The 17,541-nt window shown below is 67.6% G+C and carries 18 protein-coding genes and 2 pseudogenes; 11 read left to right on the top strand and 9 right to left on the bottom strand.

What is annotated here, in order from left to right:
* Positions 1 to 4 precede the first annotated feature (4 nt).
* Together M5I08_RS15640 and M5I08_RS15635 are read left to right on the top strand one after the other, a co-directional pair.
* Positions 5 to 1,165, top strand: a complete 1,161-nt coding sequence (locus M5I08_RS15640) for an alpha-hydroxy-acid oxidizing protein (RefSeq protein WP_219066184.1) — start codon at positions 5 to 7, stop codon at positions 1,163 to 1,165.
* A 32-nt stretch (positions 1,166 to 1,197) separates the two neighbouring features.
* Positions 1,198 to 2,100 (top strand): tyrosine recombinase XerC, encoded by a 903-nt coding sequence (locus tag M5I08_RS15635; RefSeq protein ID WP_219066185.1) that lies wholly within the window; start codon positions 1,198 to 1,200, stop codon positions 2,098 to 2,100.
* A gap of 22 nt (positions 2,101 to 2,122) precedes the next feature.
* On the opposite strand, the pseudogene M5I08_RS15630 reads toward M5I08_RS15635, so the two are convergent.
* Positions 2,123 to 2,566, bottom strand: a pseudogene (locus tag M5I08_RS15630) (M23 family metallopeptidase); the annotation flags it as partial.
* Positions 2,567 to 2,840: 274 nt separating this feature from the next.
* On the opposite strand from M5I08_RS15630, the gene rpsB reads away from it, so the two are divergent.
* The 3 genes from rpsB to M5I08_RS15615 are packed head-to-tail and all read left to right on the top strand — an operon-like array spanning position 2,841 to position 6,001.
* The gene (gene rpsB / locus M5I08_RS15625; protein WP_219066187.1) at positions 2,841 to 3,731 is read left to right on the top strand and encodes a 30S ribosomal protein S2; all 891 of its coding nucleotides are present in this window, start codon (positions 2,841 to 2,843) and stop codon (positions 3,729 to 3,731) included.
* Positions 3,732 to 3,734: 3 nt separating this feature from the next.
* Complete coding sequence (tsf, locus tag M5I08_RS15620; protein WP_219066188.1) at positions 3,735 to 4,577, top strand: translation elongation factor Ts; 843 nt, start codon at positions 3,735 to 3,737, stop codon at positions 4,575 to 4,577.
* Between the two features lie 11 nt (positions 4,578 to 4,588).
* Positions 4,589 to 6,001 carry an amidase gene (locus tag M5I08_RS15615; RefSeq protein WP_219066189.1) on the top strand — a complete coding sequence of 471 codons (1,413 nt, stop codon included), beginning with the start codon at positions 4,589 to 4,591 and terminating at the stop codon, positions 5,999 to 6,001.
* A gap of 5 nt (positions 6,002 to 6,006) precedes the next feature.
* Here the strand turns inward: M5I08_RS15615 and M5I08_RS15610 are convergent, their stop codons facing one another.
* Positions 6,007 to 6,426 carry a MarR family winged helix-turn-helix transcriptional regulator gene (locus M5I08_RS15610; protein ID WP_219066190.1) on the bottom strand — a complete coding sequence of 140 codons (420 nt, stop codon included), beginning with the start codon at positions 6,424 to 6,426 and terminating at the stop codon, positions 6,007 to 6,009.
* 57 nt (positions 6,427 to 6,483) lie between these two features.
* Here M5I08_RS15610 and M5I08_RS15605 point away from each other — a divergent pair.
* A pseudogene (locus M5I08_RS15605) lies at positions 6,484 to 6,905 on the top strand (class I SAM-dependent methyltransferase); the annotation flags it as partial.
* A gap of 24 nt (positions 6,906 to 6,929) precedes the next feature.
* Here M5I08_RS15605 and M5I08_RS15600 read toward each other — a convergent pair.
* From M5I08_RS15600 to M5I08_RS15590, 3 genes are all read right to left on the bottom strand, one after another.
* Positions 6,930 to 7,532 carry an HAD family hydrolase gene (locus tag M5I08_RS15600; protein WP_249762815.1) on the bottom strand — a complete coding sequence of 201 codons (603 nt, stop codon included), beginning with the start codon at positions 7,530 to 7,532 and terminating at the stop codon, positions 6,930 to 6,932.
* Positions 7,533 to 8,046: 514 nt separating this feature from the next.
* Entirely contained in the window at positions 8,047 to 9,027 is a 981-nt protein-coding gene (locus tag M5I08_RS15595; RefSeq protein ID WP_219066192.1) for an Acg family FMN-binding oxidoreductase, read from the bottom strand.
* A 323-nt stretch (positions 9,028 to 9,350) separates the two neighbouring features.
* Positions 9,351 to 9,824 carry a zinc ribbon domain-containing protein gene (locus M5I08_RS15590; RefSeq protein WP_219066193.1) on the bottom strand — a complete coding sequence of 158 codons (474 nt, stop codon included), beginning with the start codon at positions 9,822 to 9,824 and terminating at the stop codon, positions 9,351 to 9,353.
* Between M5I08_RS15590 and M5I08_RS15585 the strand changes: the two genes are divergently transcribed.
* From M5I08_RS15585 to M5I08_RS15575, 3 genes are read left to right on the top strand one after another with little or no spacing between them, the layout of a single operon-like run.
* A complete protein-coding gene (locus tag M5I08_RS15585; RefSeq protein WP_249762814.1) occupies positions 9,825 to 10,250 on the top strand; it encodes a WS/DGAT domain-containing protein in 426 nt (141 codons plus the stop codon). It abuts the gene before it with no gap.
* Positions 10,251 to 10,259: 9 nt separating this feature from the next.
* Entirely contained in the window at positions 10,260 to 11,666 is a 1,407-nt protein-coding gene (locus M5I08_RS15580) for an acyl-CoA synthetase (RefSeq protein ID WP_219066195.1), read from the top strand.
* A gap of 60 nt (positions 11,667 to 11,726) precedes the next feature.
* Positions 11,727 to 13,049: an MFS transporter gene (locus M5I08_RS15575; RefSeq protein ID WP_219066196.1), complete on the top strand. Its 1,323-nt coding sequence runs from the start codon at positions 11,727 to 11,729 to the stop codon at positions 13,047 to 13,049.
* Here the strand turns inward: M5I08_RS15575 and M5I08_RS15570 are convergent.
* The 3 genes from M5I08_RS15570 to dapD all read right to left on the bottom strand — a co-directional run bounded on the left by M5I08_RS15570 (position 13,018) and on the right by dapD (position 14,712).
* The gene (locus tag M5I08_RS15570) at positions 13,018 to 13,212 is read right to left on the bottom strand and encodes a hypothetical protein (RefSeq protein ID WP_219066197.1); all 195 of its coding nucleotides are present in this window, start codon (positions 13,210 to 13,212) and stop codon (positions 13,018 to 13,020) included. The genes M5I08_RS15575 and M5I08_RS15570 overlap by 32 nt on opposite strands.
* Positions 13,213 to 13,237: 25 nt before the next feature.
* Complete coding sequence (locus tag M5I08_RS15565; RefSeq protein WP_219066198.1) at positions 13,238 to 13,546, bottom strand: hypothetical protein; 309 nt, start codon at positions 13,544 to 13,546, stop codon at positions 13,238 to 13,240.
* 221 nt (positions 13,547 to 13,767) lie between these two features.
* Complete coding sequence (dapD, locus tag M5I08_RS15560) at positions 13,768 to 14,712, bottom strand: 2,3,4,5-tetrahydropyridine-2,6-dicarboxylate N-succinyltransferase (protein ID WP_219066199.1); 945 nt, start codon at positions 14,710 to 14,712, stop codon at positions 13,768 to 13,770.
* A 108-nt stretch (positions 14,713 to 14,820) separates the two neighbouring features.
* Between dapD and dapE the strand changes: the two genes are divergently transcribed.
* Positions 14,821 to 15,885, top strand: coding sequence for a succinyl-diaminopimelate desuccinylase (dapE, locus tag M5I08_RS15555; RefSeq protein WP_219066200.1), 1,065 nt, complete (start codon positions 14,821 to 14,823; stop codon positions 15,883 to 15,885).
* Here the strand turns inward: dapE and M5I08_RS15550 are convergent.
* Positions 15,870 to 16,796: a hypothetical protein gene (locus tag M5I08_RS15550; RefSeq protein WP_219066201.1), complete on the bottom strand. Its 927-nt coding sequence runs from the start codon at positions 16,794 to 16,796 to the stop codon at positions 15,870 to 15,872. The genes dapE and M5I08_RS15550 overlap by 16 nt on opposite strands.
* Before the next feature lie 167 nt (positions 16,797 to 16,963).
* On the opposite strand from M5I08_RS15550, the gene log reads away from it, so the two are divergent.
* Positions 16,964 to 17,515 (top strand): cytokinin riboside 5'-monophosphate phosphoribohydrolase, encoded by a 552-nt coding sequence (gene log / locus M5I08_RS15545; protein WP_370328492.1) that lies wholly within the window; start codon positions 16,964 to 16,966, stop codon positions 17,513 to 17,515.
* Positions 17,516 to 17,541 lie beyond the last annotated feature (26 nt).

The raw sequence follows: 17,541 nt of genomic DNA, 5'->3' as shown, positions 1-17,541 counted from the left end.
TTCTATGGCATTTGCGGATTACCAGTTCGAGATCTACCTGCAGGGCCTCTCCGGAGTGGTGCCGTCGCTGCCGATGGCCTATGCCGAACTGGAGGCCAAAGCCGCAGCGGCGCTGCCACCCTGGGTATGGTCGTATGTCGCCGGCGGCGCCGGCGACGAGCGCACTCAGCGGGCCAACTGCGCCGCGTTCGAGCGATGGGGGCTGATGCCCCGGATGTTCGTCGGCGCCAAGGAACGCGACCTGTCGGTTGAGCTGTTCGGGCTGACGCTGCCATCGCCGATATTCATGGCGCCGATCGGTGTGATCGGCATCTGCGCCCAGGACGGCCACGGCGACGTGGCCACCGCCTGTGCCGCTGCCCGCACCGGGGTCCCAATGGTGATGTCGACGTTGACGGCCGACCCGCTCGAAGATGTCGCCGCCGAGTTCGGCGACACCCCAGGGTTTTTCCAGCTCTACACGCCGACCGACCGTGACCTGGCCGCCAGCCTGGTGCATCGCGCCGAGGCGGCCGGCTTCAAGGGCATCGTCGTCACACTCGACACCTGGGTGCCCGGCTGGCGCCCCCGCGACCTGAGCACCGCGAACTTCCCGCAGCTACGCGGACATTGCCTGAGCAACTACACCAGCGACCCGGTGTTTTGTGCGAGCCTGCCGGCATCACCCGAGGAGAACCCGCAGGCCGTCGTGCTGCGCTGGGCGCAGGTCTTCGGCAACCCGCTGACCTGGGACGACCTTCCCTGGCTGCGCTCGCTGACCAGGCTGCCGCTGATCGTCAAGGGCATCTGCGACCCCGACGATGCGCGTCGCGCCAAAGACGGCGGCGTCGACGGCATCTACTGCTCCAATCACGGCGGCCGGCAGGCCAACGGCGGCTTGCCCGCGCTGGACTGCCTGCCGGGTGTGGTCGAGGCTGCCGACGGGCTGCCGGTGCTGTTCGACTCGGGCATCCGCAGCGGCGCCGACGTCGTCAAAGCCCTCGCGCTCGGCGCGACCGCCGTAGGCATCGGGCGACCCTATGCCTACGGTCTGGCGTTAGGCGGCGTCGACGGCATCGTGCACGTGCTGCGCGCGCTGCTGGCCGAAGCCGACCTGACCATGGCTGTCGACGGATACGCATCACTGGCCGATCTCACTCCCGACGCCGTGCGGCGCGTCAGCTGAGCCGGACCGCCGCTGTCTGCGACGGTGGGGTAGTGGAGGCGATTCTCGAGGAGTTCGACGACTTCTTAGCGCTGCAGCGCGGCCGCTCGGCCCATACCCGTCGTGCCTACCTGGGCGATCTGCGGTCGTTGTTCGACTTCCTGGACCGACGCGCACCCGGGACCGGCCTGCGTGGGCTGAGCCTGCCGGTGCTGCGGTCCTGGCTGGCCGCCGGCGCCGGCGCCGGCGCTGCCCGGACCACGTTGGCGCGCCGCACCTCGGCGGTGAAGGCGTTCACCGCGTGGGCGGTGCGACAGGGCCTGCTGACCGACGACCCGGCTGCCCGACTACAGCTGCCGAAGACCCGCCGCACGCTGCCCGCGGTGTTGCGGCAAGACCAGGCCCTTGCCGCCATGTCAGCCGCGAAATCTGGTTGCCAGCAAGGTGATCCGCTCGCGCTGCGCGACCGGCTGATCGTGGAGTTGTTGTATGCGACCGGCATCCGGGTCAGCGAGCTCTGCGGCCTGGACATCGACGACGTCGACACCGGGCATCGGGTGCTGCGCGTGTTGGGTAAGGGCGACAAGCAGCGCACGGCGCCGTTCGGGGAACCGGCTGCCGAAGCGTTGAGCGCCTGGCTGGCCGACGGGCGGCCCGCGCTGGCCACCGCCGGCTCCGGGCCGGCGCTGCTGCTGGGCGCGCGCGGTCGGCGGCTCGACGTGCGCCAGGCCCGCACCGTCGTGCACCAGACCGTCGCCGCAGTGGACGGCGCACCCGACATGGGGCCGCACGGGCTGCGACACAGCGCGGCCACCCACCTGCTCGAAGGCGGGGCTGACCTGCGCGTTGTGCAGGAGTTGCTCGGCCATTCCAGCCTGGCCACCACCCAGCTCTACACCCACGTCACGGTTGCCCGGCTACGCAAGGTGCACGACCAGGCCCACCCGCGGGCCTAGGGGGCTGCTCGCGCTAGCCGCGCAGCGGCTTGAGCCGCACCGGCGTCGAGGCCAGCAATCCCAGCGGGTCGACGTAGTCGGCGCGTGACGCCGAACCCCACATCGCGCCCCAGTGCAGGCACGCCTCGGCCGCACAGCCCGGGTGCCCGCTGGCCAATTCGCCGATCACCGTCTCAGCGGTCACCCGCTGCCCGACCCGGACGGCGGCGTGCACCGGCTCATAGCTGGTGTGCAACCCGCCGGGATGAGCGATCGACACCACCGGCCGGCCGGCCAGCGTCCCGGCGTACACCACCGTCCCGTCGCGCGCGGCGTATACCGGTTGCCCCGCGCGACCAGCCAGGTCCACCCCCCGATGCCCGCGCTGCCAATCGGGTGAGGGCGCGTCGAACACCCGGGCCACCGCAGGTGGTGGCCGTAAAGGCCAGTCCAGGTGGGCGTCGTCGCCGCGGACAGGGGCGGCGCAAGCCACTGCGCCGATCACCAGTAGCACAGTGGCGCGCCGCATCGCCACAGTTCAGCGCGTTCTGCGCAACCCAGCCAGCCAGCCCTGTGGACAAAGCACCTGCTACCAGCGTGTAGACTGCTCTGCGCAGCCTGTACCAACGGGCTGACTTCGCGTGTCTGCAGCCGAACGGATGCCGCGCGGTCCTGTCGCAAGACGGGTCCGGTATCCCGCAGACACCAGGGCCCGTCCTCACCCGACGCCGGGCGACAACCGACACAGTTAAGGCACAAGCATGGCCGTAGTAACCATGAAGCAGCTGCTTGACAGCGGCACCCACTTCGGGCATCAGACCCGTCGCTGGAACCCCAAGATGAAGCGGTTCATCTTCACCGACCGCAACGGCATCTACATCATCGACTTGCAGCAGACGCTGACCTTCATCGACAAGGCGTACGAATTCGTCAAAGAGACCGTCGCCCACGGCGGTTCGGTGCTATTCGTCGGCACCAAGAAGCAGGCGCAGGAAGCCGTTGCCGCCGAGGCGACCCGCGTCGGCATGCCGTATGTGAACCAGCGTTGGCTCGGTGGCATGCTGACCAACTTCTCCACGGTGCACAAGCGCCTGCAGCGGCTCAAGGAACTCGAAGCGATGGAGCAGACCGGCGGGTTCGAGGGCCGCACCAAAAAAGAAATCCTGATGCTGACCCGCGAGAAGAACAAGCTGGACCGCAGCCTGGGCGGTATCCGCGACATGGCGAAGGTCCCGTCGGCGGTCTGGGTCGTCGACACCAACAAGGAGCACATCGCCGTCGGTGAGGCCCGCAAGCTGGGCATTCCGGTGATCGCGATCCTCGACACCAACTGTGACCCCGACCTGGTCGACTACCCGATCCCGGGCAACGACGACGCCATCCGCTCGGCGGCCCTGCTGACCAAGGTGATCGCGTCGGCGGTGGCCGAGGGCCTGCAGGCGCGTGCCGGTCTTGGTCGCGGCGACGGCAAGCCCCAGGCAGAAGTCGCCGAACCGCTCGCCGAATGGGAGCAAGAGCTGCTGGCCTCGGCCACCGCTTCGGCAGAAGCCCCCGCCGCCGCTTCGGCAGAAGCCCCCGCCGCCGCTTCGGCAGAAGCCCCCGCCGCCGGAGGCGCAACCGAACCAACCACCGACCCCTCACAGGAAGGCTGACCATTGGCGAACTTCACCGCTGCCGACGTCAAACGGCTCCGGGAGCTCACCGGTGCCGGCATGCTCGACTGCAAGAACGCGCTGGCCGAGACCGACGGCGACTTCGACAAGGCCGTCGAGGCGCTGCGGATCAAGGGTGCCAAGGATGTCGGCAAGCGCGCCGAGCGTGCCACCGCCGAGGGTCTGATCGCGGCCAAGGACGGGGCGCTGATCGAGCTGAACAGCGAAACCGACTTCGTGGCCAAGAACGCCGAGTTCCAGAAACTCGCCGACGAGATCGTCGCGGCGGCCGGCAAGTCCAAGGCCGCCGACGTCGAAGCGCTCAAGGCATCTCCTATTGGCCGAGCCCCCGGTACTCAAACCGTTGAGCAGGCCATCGCCGGCCTGTCGGCGAAGATCGGCGAGAAGCTCGAATTGCGCCGGGTCGCCTACTTCGACGGCACGGTGGAGACGTACCTGCATAAGCGGGCTGCCGACCTGCCACCGGCCGTCGGCGTGCTGGTGGAATACGGTCCGGATGGTAACCCGGACACAAGCACAGCCGCTGCACATGCCGTCGCGCTGCAGATCGCCGCGCTCAAGGCGCGGTATTTGTCCCGCGACGACGTGCCTGACGACGTGGTGGCCAGCGAACGCCGCATCGCCGAGGAAACGTCACGCGCGGAGGGCAAACCCGAACAGGCGCTGCCCAAGATCGTCGAGGGCCGGCTGAACGGGTTCTTCAAGGACGTCGTGTTGCTCGAGCAGCCGTCGGTGTCCGACAACAAGAAGACGGTCAAGGCGCTGCTCGACGAGGCCGGCGTCAGCGTCACGCGATTCGTCCGCTTCGAGGTCGGCCAGCAGTAGCATCAGCGCAGATGCGACACGTACATGCGTTCGGTGACGACGCCCTCGGCGACCTCGACGCGGTCGGTCTTGCCGATGCGCTCACCACCGGTCGGGTAGGCCCGGCCGAGGTCGTTGAGGCGGCGATCGCCCGCACCGAGGCCGTCAACCCCGTCGTGAACGGCTTGGCGTATCCGACATTCGACCGGGCCCGCGCCCAGGCAGCCGCGCCCGTTCGGGCCGGCTTTTTCCGCGGGGTGCCGACTTTCATCAAGGACAACGTCGACGTCGCGGGGCTGCCGACGATGCTGGGCAGCGACGCGTGGGCACCGCGCCCGGTCGACCTCGACGGCGAGTTCGCGCAGCTATATCTGGCCACCGGGATGACGCCGCTGGGCAAAACGCAGATGTCGGAGTACGGGTTCAGCGCTTCGGCCGAACACCCGCGACTCGGGCCGGTCCGCAACCCGTGGAATACCGATTACACCGCGGGCGCGTCGTCGTCGGGCTCCGCGGCCTTTGTCGCGGCCGGTGCGGTACCGATCGCGCACGCCAACGACGGCGGTGGCTCGATTCGAATTCCCGCGTCCTGCAACGGTCTTGTCGGCCTGAAGCCGTCGCGTGGTCGGCTTCCGCTGGATAAGGCGGTCAGCCGAATGCCGATTCGCGTCGTCGCCAACGGTGTGGTCACCCGATCGGTGCGCGACACCGCGGCCTTTTTTCGGGAAGCCGAACGCATCTGGCGTTCGCCGAAACTGCCGCCAATAGGGGACGTGAAGCACGCGGGTAAGCAGCGGTTGAGGATCGCGGTCATCACCCGCTCGCTATTGAGCGAGTGCAGCGCCGAGGTCCGCGAACTCACGCTGAAGACCGCCGGGCTGCTCGAAGAACTCGGCCATCGCGTCGACCATGTCGAAAAGCCGCCGGTGCCCACCAGTTTCGCCTCCGATTTCGTGTTGTACTGGGGGCTGCTGGCATTCGGCCAGATCCACGTCAGCTCAAGTGCGGCCGGCTTCGACCGCAGTCGGCTGGACAACCTGACCCTGGGCCTGGATCGGCTCGCTCGCCGCAACATGCACCGCATGCCGCTGGCGCTCATCCGCCTGCGTGGCACGCGGCGGCATACCGCGCGCTTCGCGCGGACGTATGACGCGGTGCTGACCCCGACGCTGGCCGACGAGACCCCGCCGATCGGCTACCTTGACCCAACGGCCGACTACCAGCAGGTCATCGACCGGCTGCAAGAGTGGGTCGCGTACACGCCGGTGCACAACGTGACGGGGGAGCCGGCCATCTCGTTGCCGCTAGCTGCATCCGCCAACGGGTTGCCGGTGGGCATGATGTTCTCCGCGGCGATCGGCGCCGAAGTCCGGCTTCTGGAGCTGGCCTACGAACTCGAAGAGGCGCGGCCGTGGGCCCGCATTCAAGACGCTGACGCCTGGTGACGATGCTAGTCGGACCCGAGCGTTGCCAACATCCGCTTGAACTCGCGCTGCTCGGCTGCGGTCAGCTTGGCCAGGACCCGGGCGTCGGCTTTGCGCACGGCGGTTTCGGCGCGCTTCAGCAGCTCCCGGCCTCTGCTGGTGAGCGAGGCCGGTAGCGCGCGACCGGACGCCACCGACGCCGGCCTGGTAACCACCTGGGCGTTTTCTAGCCTGTGCAGCACGGTGTTCATTGCCTGCGGCGAGACGTTGCCTTTCCGGGACAGTTCGGCGCTGGACATGCCCGGGTTCATGGAAAGCATTCGCATACAGACGAATTCGGGCAGTGTCAGCCCGAGCGGGCTCAGCACCGCAGCCACTTCCGGTCGCAGCGCGGCGACCACCTGATACAACAGGTACCCCAGTGGCGCGTCGCGTGCGGTGCTCATGTCAACGATCTTGGCATATACCAGAGGTGTTGATATATCTCAGACATGATCTCAGATATGAGTAACGCGCCGAAGTTCGATTTCGATTGCGATTTCGATCCGGCCTACCGCGGCGAAGCCCCCAGTTCGGGGCGGGTGCTCGACCGCCGTGGAGTCTCGGTGAGCCGCAACCCGAGCTGGCCGCGTAGATCGACCAGGGCAAATCAAGGGTGACGTGCTCGATGCCGGCTGCGGCGAGGCTGCGCTGTCGCTGCATCTGGCGGCGTTGGGGCACAACACCGTCGGGCCGGATGCGCTCGCCGACCGCGATCGAGTTGGCCAAGGCCGAGTCGGCCACGCGTGGCTTGACCAACGCCTCGTTCGAGGTTGCCGACGTCACTGACTTCACCAGCCGGCCGACCGGTTCCGAAGGCCGGTTCGACACAATCGTGGACAGCACACTGTTCCACTCGGTGCCGGCCTGGCTGCTGTCGGCGCACTTGGGCTAAAAGCCGCGAAAGTGGTTACAGCCGAAGCAGTTGGCTGAACTCCTCCAGATGCGCCCGCACCTCCAGCGGGCCGGCGTAAATCGCGGCGGCGCCGGCGTTTTCCAATGCCTCCCGCCCGATCCCGCCGGACAGCACCGCCGCGGTGGGCACACCGGCGCGTCGACCCGCGTGCACATCCCAGACGGTGTCGCCGAGCATGACCGCTTCTGCTGGGTCCGCGTCGATGCGTTGCAGCGCGCTGACGACGACGTCCGGATGCGGTTTGGCTCGCTCGGCGTCGGCTGCCGATGTCACCGCGCGGATCAGATCGTCCGCGTCGAGCGCCTCGCGCAACACGGAGAGCTCCTCCTCTCCGGCCGAGGTCGCCAGCACCGCTCGCCAGCCCAGTTCGGCCATCGCCTCGAGTAACTCGCGCGCGCCGGGAAGAGCGCGAAGCGCTGGCGCTGAGTCGACGAAGTATCGGGTGTGCAGCTTTTCCACGTGTGAGCCCTGTGCGTCGGCCAGTTGATCGCCGAGCAGGATGCGGACGAGTTCGGAACCTGCTCGGCCGATCAACCCGAGGATCCGCCAACAGGGCACCTCCTTGCCGACATCGAGGAACGCCCGGTGCCACGCCACGACGTGTGGCGCCGCTGGCGCGACATGCCAACGGTGGAAACTGGCGGTTCCGGCTTGGCTGGCTGAGGTGGGCTGCGGTAGTGGCGCGGGACGTTCCCCTCCAGATGGTTCAAGGGTCCGAGGATGATCGCGGACTGGCCGGCATCGAGGAATCGCAGCGAGGTCAGGTCGCCGAGCGGGGTGCGGTCATAGCGCAGGTCGTGCTGCGCGGTCCAGATTCCCCCGGGCTACTCGACAGCACTAGGTGCTGGATTCCGTTCGCGCGGGCAATCTGAGCGAGCCGCCGAAGAAAAACAGTTTCTACTCCGCGCAAGTGATCATTGTGGGCCACGACGGCAGCGACCTCCGCGGTCGCTGGTCTATCGCAGACCGTGTAGTTCGCGACGCCGATCAACCGTCCGGTTCGAAAGCGCCCAGTGCATAGTCATCGTCCTCACCGTCAGTGGGCTTGCCCGCCAGAATCTTCAGAAAGACTGTCGCTCATCGCTGACCAACTGACGACTTGTTGCAGCCGTCAACTTTTCAGCCGTAGAACTTCGGAGAGCGGTCGCCGAGGTGTGGGAGGCGACTTTTTTTCGGTGACCGGAACCACGCCCACCCGGACCAGGACCTGCGGTACCGCGTCGTGATCCAACAGCGACTGGATCAGTTCGCGGGTGACGTAGAGCTCGGTGAGCTGCGTTACCGGGCAGGTGGCGAGGCCGGCCATCGTGCATTCCAGCAACACCGCGGAGAGCGCTTCACCGGATGCCAGTGCGTCGGCACGAGCGCTGTTGTCGGTGGACAGCACCAGGATCTGGCCTTGGTCTTCGGGAATTTCGGCCCGTCGTTCCGGCTGATGGGTGACCGGGAACGCCCGGTCTATCCCGACTCGGCCGCCCTCGGCTGCCGAAACCAAGGCACTGTAGGGAATACCTTCTGATGCCTCGAATGGCGCTGTCCACCAGTGTAGTTCGTTGTTATAGGGAACGTCATAAAACCGCAGCGATTCGGCGATCTGGGCCGCCTCCCGCAGTCGGGGACGCGCGTCGCCGGGGAGGATGTCTAGGTGCACAGTTGCTGCGTCGACTGCGCTGTTCAGGCGCGGTTCGAAAGATTCCCAGTCCGTTGGTGCGCTGAAAGGCAGCCGGTCGGTGTGGCGTTTCCAGATGGCGCCAGCGCGACGCCGATCTTCGTCAGTCACACAATCCATCCGGGCGAATTCGATTGACGCCAGATGGTTGGGGCTGTCGGGCATAGGAAACCGATCGATGTGCGCCCGCCATCCGGCCGCGGCGGCGGCTACCCGAAGGTGATCGAGAGCTGCGCCGCAACCGATGAGCGCTTCTCGCGCAGACTGGTCGGTGTCCGTCACTCGGCTCGGATCAAGGAATAACCGCAGTTGGCCACCGCCGAACACCCACTGCCAAGGCTGGATGTTGTACAGCGATGGTGCGCGGCACGCTGACCACACCACATTTTCGATGACTTTGGTTTCCACCACGGTGGAAGACATCTCTCGACCTCCCGGTCTTCGCCTACCGTCAAGGATTCTCCGGCGCCGCTGGCAACCGGCAGGGCCATTGGTCCTCGATTCGGGAGCCAGCGGGCCATGCCCCGGCAGGCTGTCACCGCGCGTCGACAGCTCGTCTTGCCCGCGGGCGATCATTGGCGAATCCTCGAACCAGCCTTCACCCAGTCATTCGGCAGCAGGCCAGAACTGGTGCAGCACACAGTCGCCGTCGGCTCCGTCCAATGTCTGGTAGAACAGTTCCTAATTCCATGGCATTCCATGGATTTTAGGTCACGCAGCCTTGCGGCTGCGTCCACGGGCACCTGCTATGCCGTGGACCGCGACTGGTGTCGGCAGGTCTCCCGCGAGCGTGGACCAGTGCCGTGCGGTAGTGGTCGAGAACGTCTCGACGCCACGGTCCTGGACGCGTTCACGTCCGCGTGAAGCTCTTTGCCGCAAAACCCGCACACGAAGCGTGCCTGGCTCTTGCGGTTGGTGTTGTGCAGGTAGCCACAGCTGCAGCACTGCTGGCCGGAATACGGTGCGGGTACCACGGTGGCGGTGATGCCGTGTCGTTCGGTCAGTCGCGTCAGCCGGGCCTTGAGGACGCGCCGGCCGGTGCGCGTGCACAGCCGGTTCATCCGCCGCGACAGCCCGCCACCGCGGGAGTCCAGCCGCTCGGCCACGACCTCACGAACGTGATCGCCGGCCAGCCGGTTGAGCAGCCGGCCGATCTCGTTGGCCGCGAAATGGCCGATCCGCTGCTGCAGTGTGCGGTAGGTCGGATCGGTTTCGAGCACGTGGCAAACGCCGCGGCGAAAGATCACGTCGAGCTGCTGGGACCCACCCCGCTGCACGACTGGACCCAACTCGCCGGCCAAATGATGTTCGGCGCCGCTATGGGAATCCTGCCGCGCATCCCGCTGACTCTCGGCTCCCTGTACAACGTGATCCTGTCGAACGTTCCCGGTCCACAGCACCAGATGTACTTCCTCGGTTGCGCCGTCAACGCGATGTATGCTCTCGGTCCGATCCTCGCCGGCGCGGGCCTCAACATCACCGTCATGTCGCTCAACGGGAAGCTGGGTGTCGGCATCATCTCTCGCTCTGACGTGCTCCCCGACCTATGGGGTATCGTTGAGCTTCTCCCCGCTGCGCTGGACGAACTGGTGCAATGCACCGATCTGTCGCGTTCCAACCACCGAGCTGACGCCGGCACCGGGTAGCCTGCACCCGTGCTGCTGACCTCGCTGGATCCCGCCGCGATCACCGGTGGCCGCGATCTCGGCGACGCCGTCCGCATCGGCGACGTCACGCTGAGCCGAAGCGATGTCGTCGGCGCCGCGACTTCAGTGGCCGAGCGGGTCGGCGGCGCGGACCGGATCGCGGTGCTGGCCACGCCGACCGCCTCGACCGCGTTGGCTGTCGCCGGGTGCCTGATCGCCGGTGTGCCAGTGGTGCCGGTGCCCGCCGACGTCGGGCAGGCCGAGCGCCGGCACATCCTCACCGACTCCGGCGCGCAGGCCTGGCTCGGCCCGGTGCCCGACGAGCCGGAGGGCTTGGCGCACATCCCGGTGCGCACACACGCCCGATCCTGGCACCGCCAGCCCGAGCCGTCCCCGCACGACACCGCGCTGATCATCTACACCTCGGGCACCACCGGGCCGCCGAAAGGCGTGCAGCTCAGCGGCCAGGCGCTCGCCGCCGACCTGGACGCGCTGGCCGAGGCGTGGCAGTGGAGCGCCGAGGACACCTTGGTGCACGGATTGCCGCTGTTCCACGTGCACGGTCTGGTGTTGGGTCTGCTCGGATCGCTGCGCGTCGGAAACCGCTTCTTACACACCGGCAAACCGACGCCGGAAGCCTACGCGGCAGCAAAGGGCACGCTGTACTTCGGCGTGCCGACGGTGTGGTCACGGGTGGTGGCGGACCCGGCGGCCGCCGAGGCACTGCGGCCGGCGCGGCTGCTGGTGTCCGGCAGCGCCGGTCTGCCGGTGCCGGTCTTCGACCAGTTGGTAGGGCTCACCGGGCACCCGCCCGTCGAACGCTACGGCACCACCGAGTCGCTGATCACGTTGTCGACCCGCGCCGACGGCGAGCGGCGTCCGGGCTGGGTGGGCCTGCCGCTGGCCGGCATCGAAACTCGATTGGTCGACGACGGCGGCGGTCCCGTGCCGCGCGACGCGGAAACGATTGGGCGGCTGCAGGTTCGCGGTCCTACCCTGTTCGACGGCTATCTGAATCGGCCGGATGCCACCGCTGAGGCATTCGACACCGACGGCTGGTATCGCACCGGCGATGTCGCCGTCATCGACAGTGCGGGGATGCATCGCATTGTCGGCCGCGAGTCGGTCGACCTGATCAAATCCGGCGGCTACCGGGTCGGCGCCGGCGAAATCGAGACGGCGCTGCTCGGCCACCCCGGGGTCGCGGAGGCGGCAGTGGTCGGGCTGCCCGACGAAGACCTGGGCCAGCGCATCGTCGCGTTCGTCGTCGGCGACGCCGCACCGCAGGAATTGATTGACTATGTTGCCCAACAGCTTTCGGTGCACAAGCGACCCCGCGAGGTGCGGGTCGTGAATGGCCTGCCGCGCAACGCGATGGGCAAGGTGCTGAAGAAAGAGCTGCTCACCCGCGGCTGAGCTGCGACGTCGACGGCCTGCGTTACCGTCGGTAAGGTGCAACGGCCCAGCGTCACGCCGATGAGGCGAATTGCCGCGGCATGTTTGGTCGGCTCGGCAATCGAGTTCTACGACTTCCTGATCTACGGCACCGCGGCGGCGCTGGTGTTTCCTACCGTCTTCTTCCCACACCTCAGTCCGACGTTGGCCACGGTTGCGTCGCTGGGCACGTTTGCGAGTGCTTTTGTATCTCGGCCGATCGGCGCGGCCACCTTCGGCTATTTCGGGGATCGCCTGGGCCGGAAAAAGACCCTGATCGTCACGCTGTTGCTCATGGCCGTCGCCACGGTGTCAGTGGGCGTGGTTCCCGGCACGGCGACCATCGGCACCGCAGCCCCATTGATCCTCATTGCGCTGCGGCTCCTACAAGGGTTTGCTGTCGGCGGCGAATGGGCAGGCTCGGCGTTGCTGAGCGCCGAGCACGCGCCAGCCGACGCACGCGGCAGGTATGGCATGTTCACCCTGCTGGGCGGCGGCACCGCGGGGGTGCTTTCCAGCCTGACGTTTTTAGGCGTGAACTTCAGCATCGGCGAGAACAGCCCCGCCTTCATGGAGTGGGGGTGGCGCATACCGTTCCTGATCAGCGTTGCTCTGATCTGTATCGCCTTGTATGTGCGTCTGCGGATCGACGAGACGCCGGTATTCGCCGAGGAAAAGGCCCGAAATCTCGTTTCCGCGGCGCCGATCGCAGAGTTGCTGCACTTGCAACGCCGAGAGATCCTGTTGGCCGCAGGCAGCGTCGTGGGCGGCTTTGGCTTCGCCTACATGGGAAACACCTATCTCACCGTGTACTCCCATTCCCAGCTCGGATACACCCGCAGTTTCATCTGGGCCGTCGGTGCGCTGGGCGGGTTGGCAAGCATCGTGTTCGTCGCGCTCTCGGCAAGTCTGTGCGATCGAGTCGGGCGTCGCCGGATGATGTTGCTGGGCTGGGCGGGATGCGTGCCGTGGGCGGCGGCGGTGATGCCATTGATGGACACCGGCAAACCCGCGCTATATGCGGTCGCGATCGTCGGCATGTTCGCGATCGCCGCGATTGGTTCCGGACCGACGGGCGCCTTCATTCCCGAGCTGTTCGCCACCCGCTACCGCTACAGCGGATCGGCGCTGGCGGTCAACCTCGCCGGCGTCCTTGGCGGCGCGTTGCCGCCGTTGATCGCCGGAACGCTGCAGGCAACCTATGGCAGCTGGGCCGTCGGCCCCCTGCTGGTCGTCCTCGCCTTGGCCAGCTTGGTATGCACCTACCTACTTCCCGAAACCAAGGGAACAGCTTTGCAGTCCGCCCGAGGTGCTGGCGGCGCAGCAGTGCCGGTCAGCCGCCAATTGCCCGACGGCGGTAGGTGATTCGGCGTTCGTCGTCGAGCCGGGCCAGCCCGTGGTGGATTATCGCTGTCGCCGCGACGATCAGGCAGATGTGACCGAGTAGGTCTTCGACATTCCATCGCCGAAAGACGGCGTGCAGCGGCGGCCCCAGGGTGGCCGATGCCCATGGCGACATGAGCAGCACCGCGCAACCGCCTCCTCTGCTCCGGTCAGACGGGCGGTTTGCTCGGGTCGGGGCGCAGGTCGCGCAGTCTTGGCAGCGCGCGTGGTGATGCCAGGTATTCGGTGATCGTCTCGGGCTGGATCAGGCCGAACCGGACGAGCAGGTCAATCGGGTTCAAACCCAGGTGCTTAGCTGCGCGGATCAGATTGTCGGCGGTGACCAACCTGCCCTCGCGAACCGCCTTGTAGTAGGCCGACTTGCGGTAGCCGAACGCCTCGTACACCTCGGTGGCGGCAAGGGATCGGCCCACAAGATAAGGAAGCACCACTGCCGGATCCTTATCGCAGTCCTCCATCGGTAGACAATAACCCGGATCGGTAGACGCGCTGCGCCAAGGCACAATCGACGTCCCTAAATCGCTAAAGAAGTGCAGTTTAGTGAACTACAGTGCAGCTATAGAGTCGCGCTCCGTTCAACTGCTCGGTCGACGACGACGCGCCGAGGCCCGTAACCCGAGCCAGCAGATTGCTTGTCGGGTTGGCACACGCGACGCGCCGCCGCCGCCGCGTCGCGTGATCAGTTCGCGTGCAAGTCCTCGTTGAGCGCGATGCCGTGACCGACGCGGGACACCACCTCCACCGCGCCCGTCACCGAGTTGCGGCGGAACAGCATGTTGCTGCCGCCGGAGAGTTCGCGGGCCTTGACCGAATTCCCGTCGGGCATACCGACTTTGGTGCCCGCCGTGACGTAGAGGCCGGCTTCGACCACGCAGTCGTCGCCCAGTGGGATTCCCACTCCGGCGTTGGCGCCGAGCAGGCAACGCTTGCCGATCGAAATCACCTCGTTGCCACCGCCGGACAGGGTGCCCATGATCGATGCGCCGCCTCCGATGTCGGAGCCGTCGCCGACGACGACGCCCGCCGAGATACGGCCTTCCACCATCGAGGCGCCCAGTGTGCCCGCGTTGAAGTTGACGAAGCCCTCGTGCATCACCGTCGTGCCCGACGCCAGATGCGCGCCCAGTCGCACCCGGTCGGCGTCGGCGATACGGACCCCGCTCGGCACGATGTAGTCGACCATCCGGGGGAACTTGTCCACGCCGTACACGGCTACCGGGCCGCGGCGGCGCAGCCGCGCCCGCACCGTCTCGAAACCCTCGACCGCGCAGGGCCCCCGGCTGGTCCACACCACGTTGGTCAGCACCCCGAAGAGGCCGTCGGCGTTGAGCCCGTGCGGCGCGACCAGTCGATGCGAGAGCAAATGCAGTCGGAGGTAGGCGTCGTAGGCGTCGACGGCCTTGGCGTCCAGGGAGCCGATCACCGTGCGCACCACGACGGTTTGGGTGCCGCGGTCGTCGTCGCGTCCGGCCAGCGTCGCCAGCTCGTCGGGAACCTCGGCCAGCGAGAGCCGGACCGTGCCTGTCTCGCCCGATCCGATCAATTCCGGTGCGGGAAACCAGGTGTCGAGGACCGACCCGTTGTCGGCCAACGTCGCCACACCAATACCTGAAGCTGCCGTCACATGCCCTACGCTACTGGATGCGGATTCCGTCGCCACCAGACACAGAATCGCATTCCGCGGCCTTCGTGCGTGCGATTCCGCGTCTGCTCGCCGGGCTATGGTGAACGCGTGCTGGACCTACGCGGCGACCCGATCGAGCTGACTGCAGCTCTGGTCGACATACCGAGTGAATCGCGGCACGAAAGGCGCATCGCCGACGAGGCGGAAGCCGCGCTGCGGTCTCAAGCACCGGCGTTCGAGATCATCCGCAACGGCAACGCCGTGCTCGCGCGCACGATCCTCGGCCGCCCGACCCGGGTGCTGCTGGCCGGGCATCTCGACACCGTCCCGGTAGCCGGTAACCTGCCGAGCCGCCGAGACGGAGATGTGTTGCACGGCTGCGGCACCAGCGACATGAAGTCCGGTGACGCCGTCTTCCTCCATCTGGCTGCCACGGTCGCAGCGCCCGCGCACGACCTCACGTTGGTGCTGTACGACTGTGAGGAAATCGAGTCAGCGGCAAACGGTTTGGGGCGCATCGAACGGGACTTGCCCGACTGGCTGTCGGCCGACATGGCGATCCTGGGCGAGCCCACCTGCGGCTTCATCGAGGCGGGCTGTCAGGGCACGCTTCGGGTGGTCATCCACGCGACCGGAATCCGGGCGCACTCAGCACGATCGTGGTTGGGCGACAACGCTATTCACAAGTTGGGTGCGGTGCTCGATCGGCTGGCGGCCTACCGGCCCCGCAGTGTGGAGATCGACGGCTGCGCCTACCGCGAAGGATTGTCGGCGGTACGCATCGACGGCGGGATCGCCGGCAACGTCATTCCGGACGCCGCGTCGCTGACGGTGAACTTCCGCTTCGCGCCCGACCGCTCGCCGGACTCCGCGCTGCGCCATGTCCATGAGGTGTTCGACGGACTCGACGTGCGCATCGAGCAGACCGATATGGCCGCCGGCGCGCTGCCCGGGTTGTCCAAGCCCGCCGCCAAGGCCCTGGTCGAGGCCGCCGCCGGGCAGGTGCGAGCGAAATACGGCTGGACCGACGTGGCGCGGTTCGCCGCCAGAGGCATTCCCGCGGTCAACTACGGGCCCGGTGATCCCAACCTGGCGCACACCCGCGAAGAGCGGGTTTCCGCCGAGCAGATCACCGCCACGACGGCCACGCTGCGCAGTTATCTGAGCAGCTGACCGCGCTGTGCCTGAGCGGAGGCGTCTGCTGCCGCAGGATGCAGCCCGCGGTCGGCCAAGTCGGCAGCCACATCGGCCAGCGCCGCGGCATCGCCGTTGGCCAGCGCCCGCGCATGCGCCAGCGTGAGCCTGCCCAACACGCAGTCCACCTCGACCGACAGGCGTTCGGCCTTGAACACCGCCCGGGTGTCGCCGAGTCGCGCGGCGTCCTGCAGCGCGCGCAGCGCGATCGCCGACTGACCGCCGCGTTCTGCGGCCTGCACGGCTTCGCGGGCGGCTTCGATGGCGCCGGTGGTGTCGCCGCGCGCCGCCCTCGACCATGCCTTGGCCAGTGCCAGCTCCGGCGCGAACAATGTCGACTTCAGCCCGTGGCGAGACTCTGCGCGGCTGAAAACCTTTGCGGCCTCGAGTTGTTCACCATGCTGGCCCAGCGCCTGGGCGAGCAGCCACAGCGACAGCGGACCCCACGAATAGCCGGTCCGGGCCAGCGGATCGGCGGCGCGGCTCAGCAGCGTCACCGTTGCGCCGAAATCGCCCTGGGCGATCGCCACGTAGCCAACCAACGTCTCGCCGATAGCGCGGCCGGGCTGCTGCAGTTCGGCGAAGTCGGTGTAGCGCTGCGCCAACACGCGGGCCTCATCCAGCCGGCCGTTGCCATCGCCGACCAGTGAGTCGTGGGCCGCGCGCAGCAGCTCGGCGGGCCTGCCGCTCTCGGCGACGTCGGTGATCTGGAGCAGATCACCGAACGCGCCGAACGGCGCCCTCCGTCCCGTCGCAGTGCCCACCACCCAGCGGACGACCGTCGACGGCTTAACCGCTGCGAACCTGTCGGCGGCGCTACGGGCGAGCAGCGTCTTGCCGGCGCCGTCGGCTCCGACCAGCACCACGCCGGACCGCTCGGGGTCGTCCAACGCGGCCGCGACCCGCTGCAGCGCGGCGTCGGGCGGCGCGGCAACCCAACCAGTCGGCGCCGCCGGATTTTATGGCGCGCACTGGCTCGCGTTCTCGCCAGGCGTGCCAATAGGCCCAAATGCGCTCGGCGTCAAGACGGTCTGCTCGGTCTACTAGGGTCTCGACTGTGCCCTCCAATCGCCAGTGGGCGGTCTGTGTGTACTGCGCGTCCGGGCCCACCCATCCTGAGCTCTTGGCGTTGGCCGCCGAGCTCGGCGAGGCGATCGCCGAGCGGGGCTGGACGCTGGTCTGGGGTGGCGGGCACGTCTCCGCGATGGGCGCGTTGGCCACCGCCGCGCGGGCCCGCGGCGCATGGACCGTCGGCGTCATCCCTAAGATGCTGGTGCGTCGCGAAGTCGCCGACACCGACGCCGACGAGCTGATCGTGACCGACACCATGCGGGAGCGCAAACAGATCATGGAGGACCGCGCCGACGCGTTCATCACGCTGCCCGGCGGCATCGGCACGCTGGAGGAGCTGTTTGAGGTCTGGACCGGCGGGTATCTCGGCACGCACAACAAACCGGTCGTGCTGCTGGACCCGGCCGGACACTTCGACGGGTTGCGCGCATGGCTCTCTTGCCTGGTCGACAGCGGTTATGTCGCGCAGGCCGCGCTGGACCGGCTGGTGGTCGTCGACGAGGTAGCTGCGGCACTGGCGGCCTGCGCACCCGGCTGACGTCGCGGAGCCGCGACCGACCCCGC

Source organism: Candidatus Mycobacterium methanotrophicum, assembly GCF_023515995.1.
Taxonomy (GTDB): Bacteria; Actinomycetota; Actinomycetes; order Mycobacteriales; family Mycobacteriaceae; genus Mycobacterium; species Mycobacterium methanotrophicum.
Note: the sequence above shows the minus strand (reverse complement) of the source record. Positions and strands in the feature narration are given on the sequence as shown.

What these genes read in the sequence shown, in the direction of transcription:
- M5I08_RS15610 (WP_219066190.1), bottom strand. Translation starts at nt 6,426, where the DNA reads ATGAGCACCGCACGCGACGCGCCACTGGGGTACCTGTTGTATCAGGTG.
- M5I08_RS15595 (WP_219066192.1), bottom strand. Translation starts at nt 9,027, where the DNA reads ATGTCTTCCACCGTGGTGGAAACCAAAGTCATCGAAAATGTGGTGTGG.
- M5I08_RS15615 (WP_219066189.1), top strand. Translation starts at nt 4,589, where the DNA reads ATGCGACACGTACATGCGTTCGGTGACGACGCCCTCGGCGACCTCGAC.
- M5I08_RS15565 (WP_219066198.1), bottom strand. Translation starts at nt 13,546, where the DNA reads ATGGAGGACTGCGATAAGGATCCGGCAGTGGTGCTTCCTTATCTTGTG.
- M5I08_RS15640 (WP_219066184.1), top strand. Translation starts at nt 5, where the DNA reads ATGGCATTTGCGGATTACCAGTTCGAGATCTACCTGCAGGGCCTCTCC.
- M5I08_RS15575 (WP_219066196.1), top strand. Translation starts at nt 11,727, where the DNA reads ATGAGGCGAATTGCCGCGGCATGTTTGGTCGGCTCGGCAATCGAGTTC.
- rpsB (WP_219066187.1), top strand. Translation starts at nt 2,841, where the DNA reads ATGGCCGTAGTAACCATGAAGCAGCTGCTTGACAGCGGCACCCACTTC.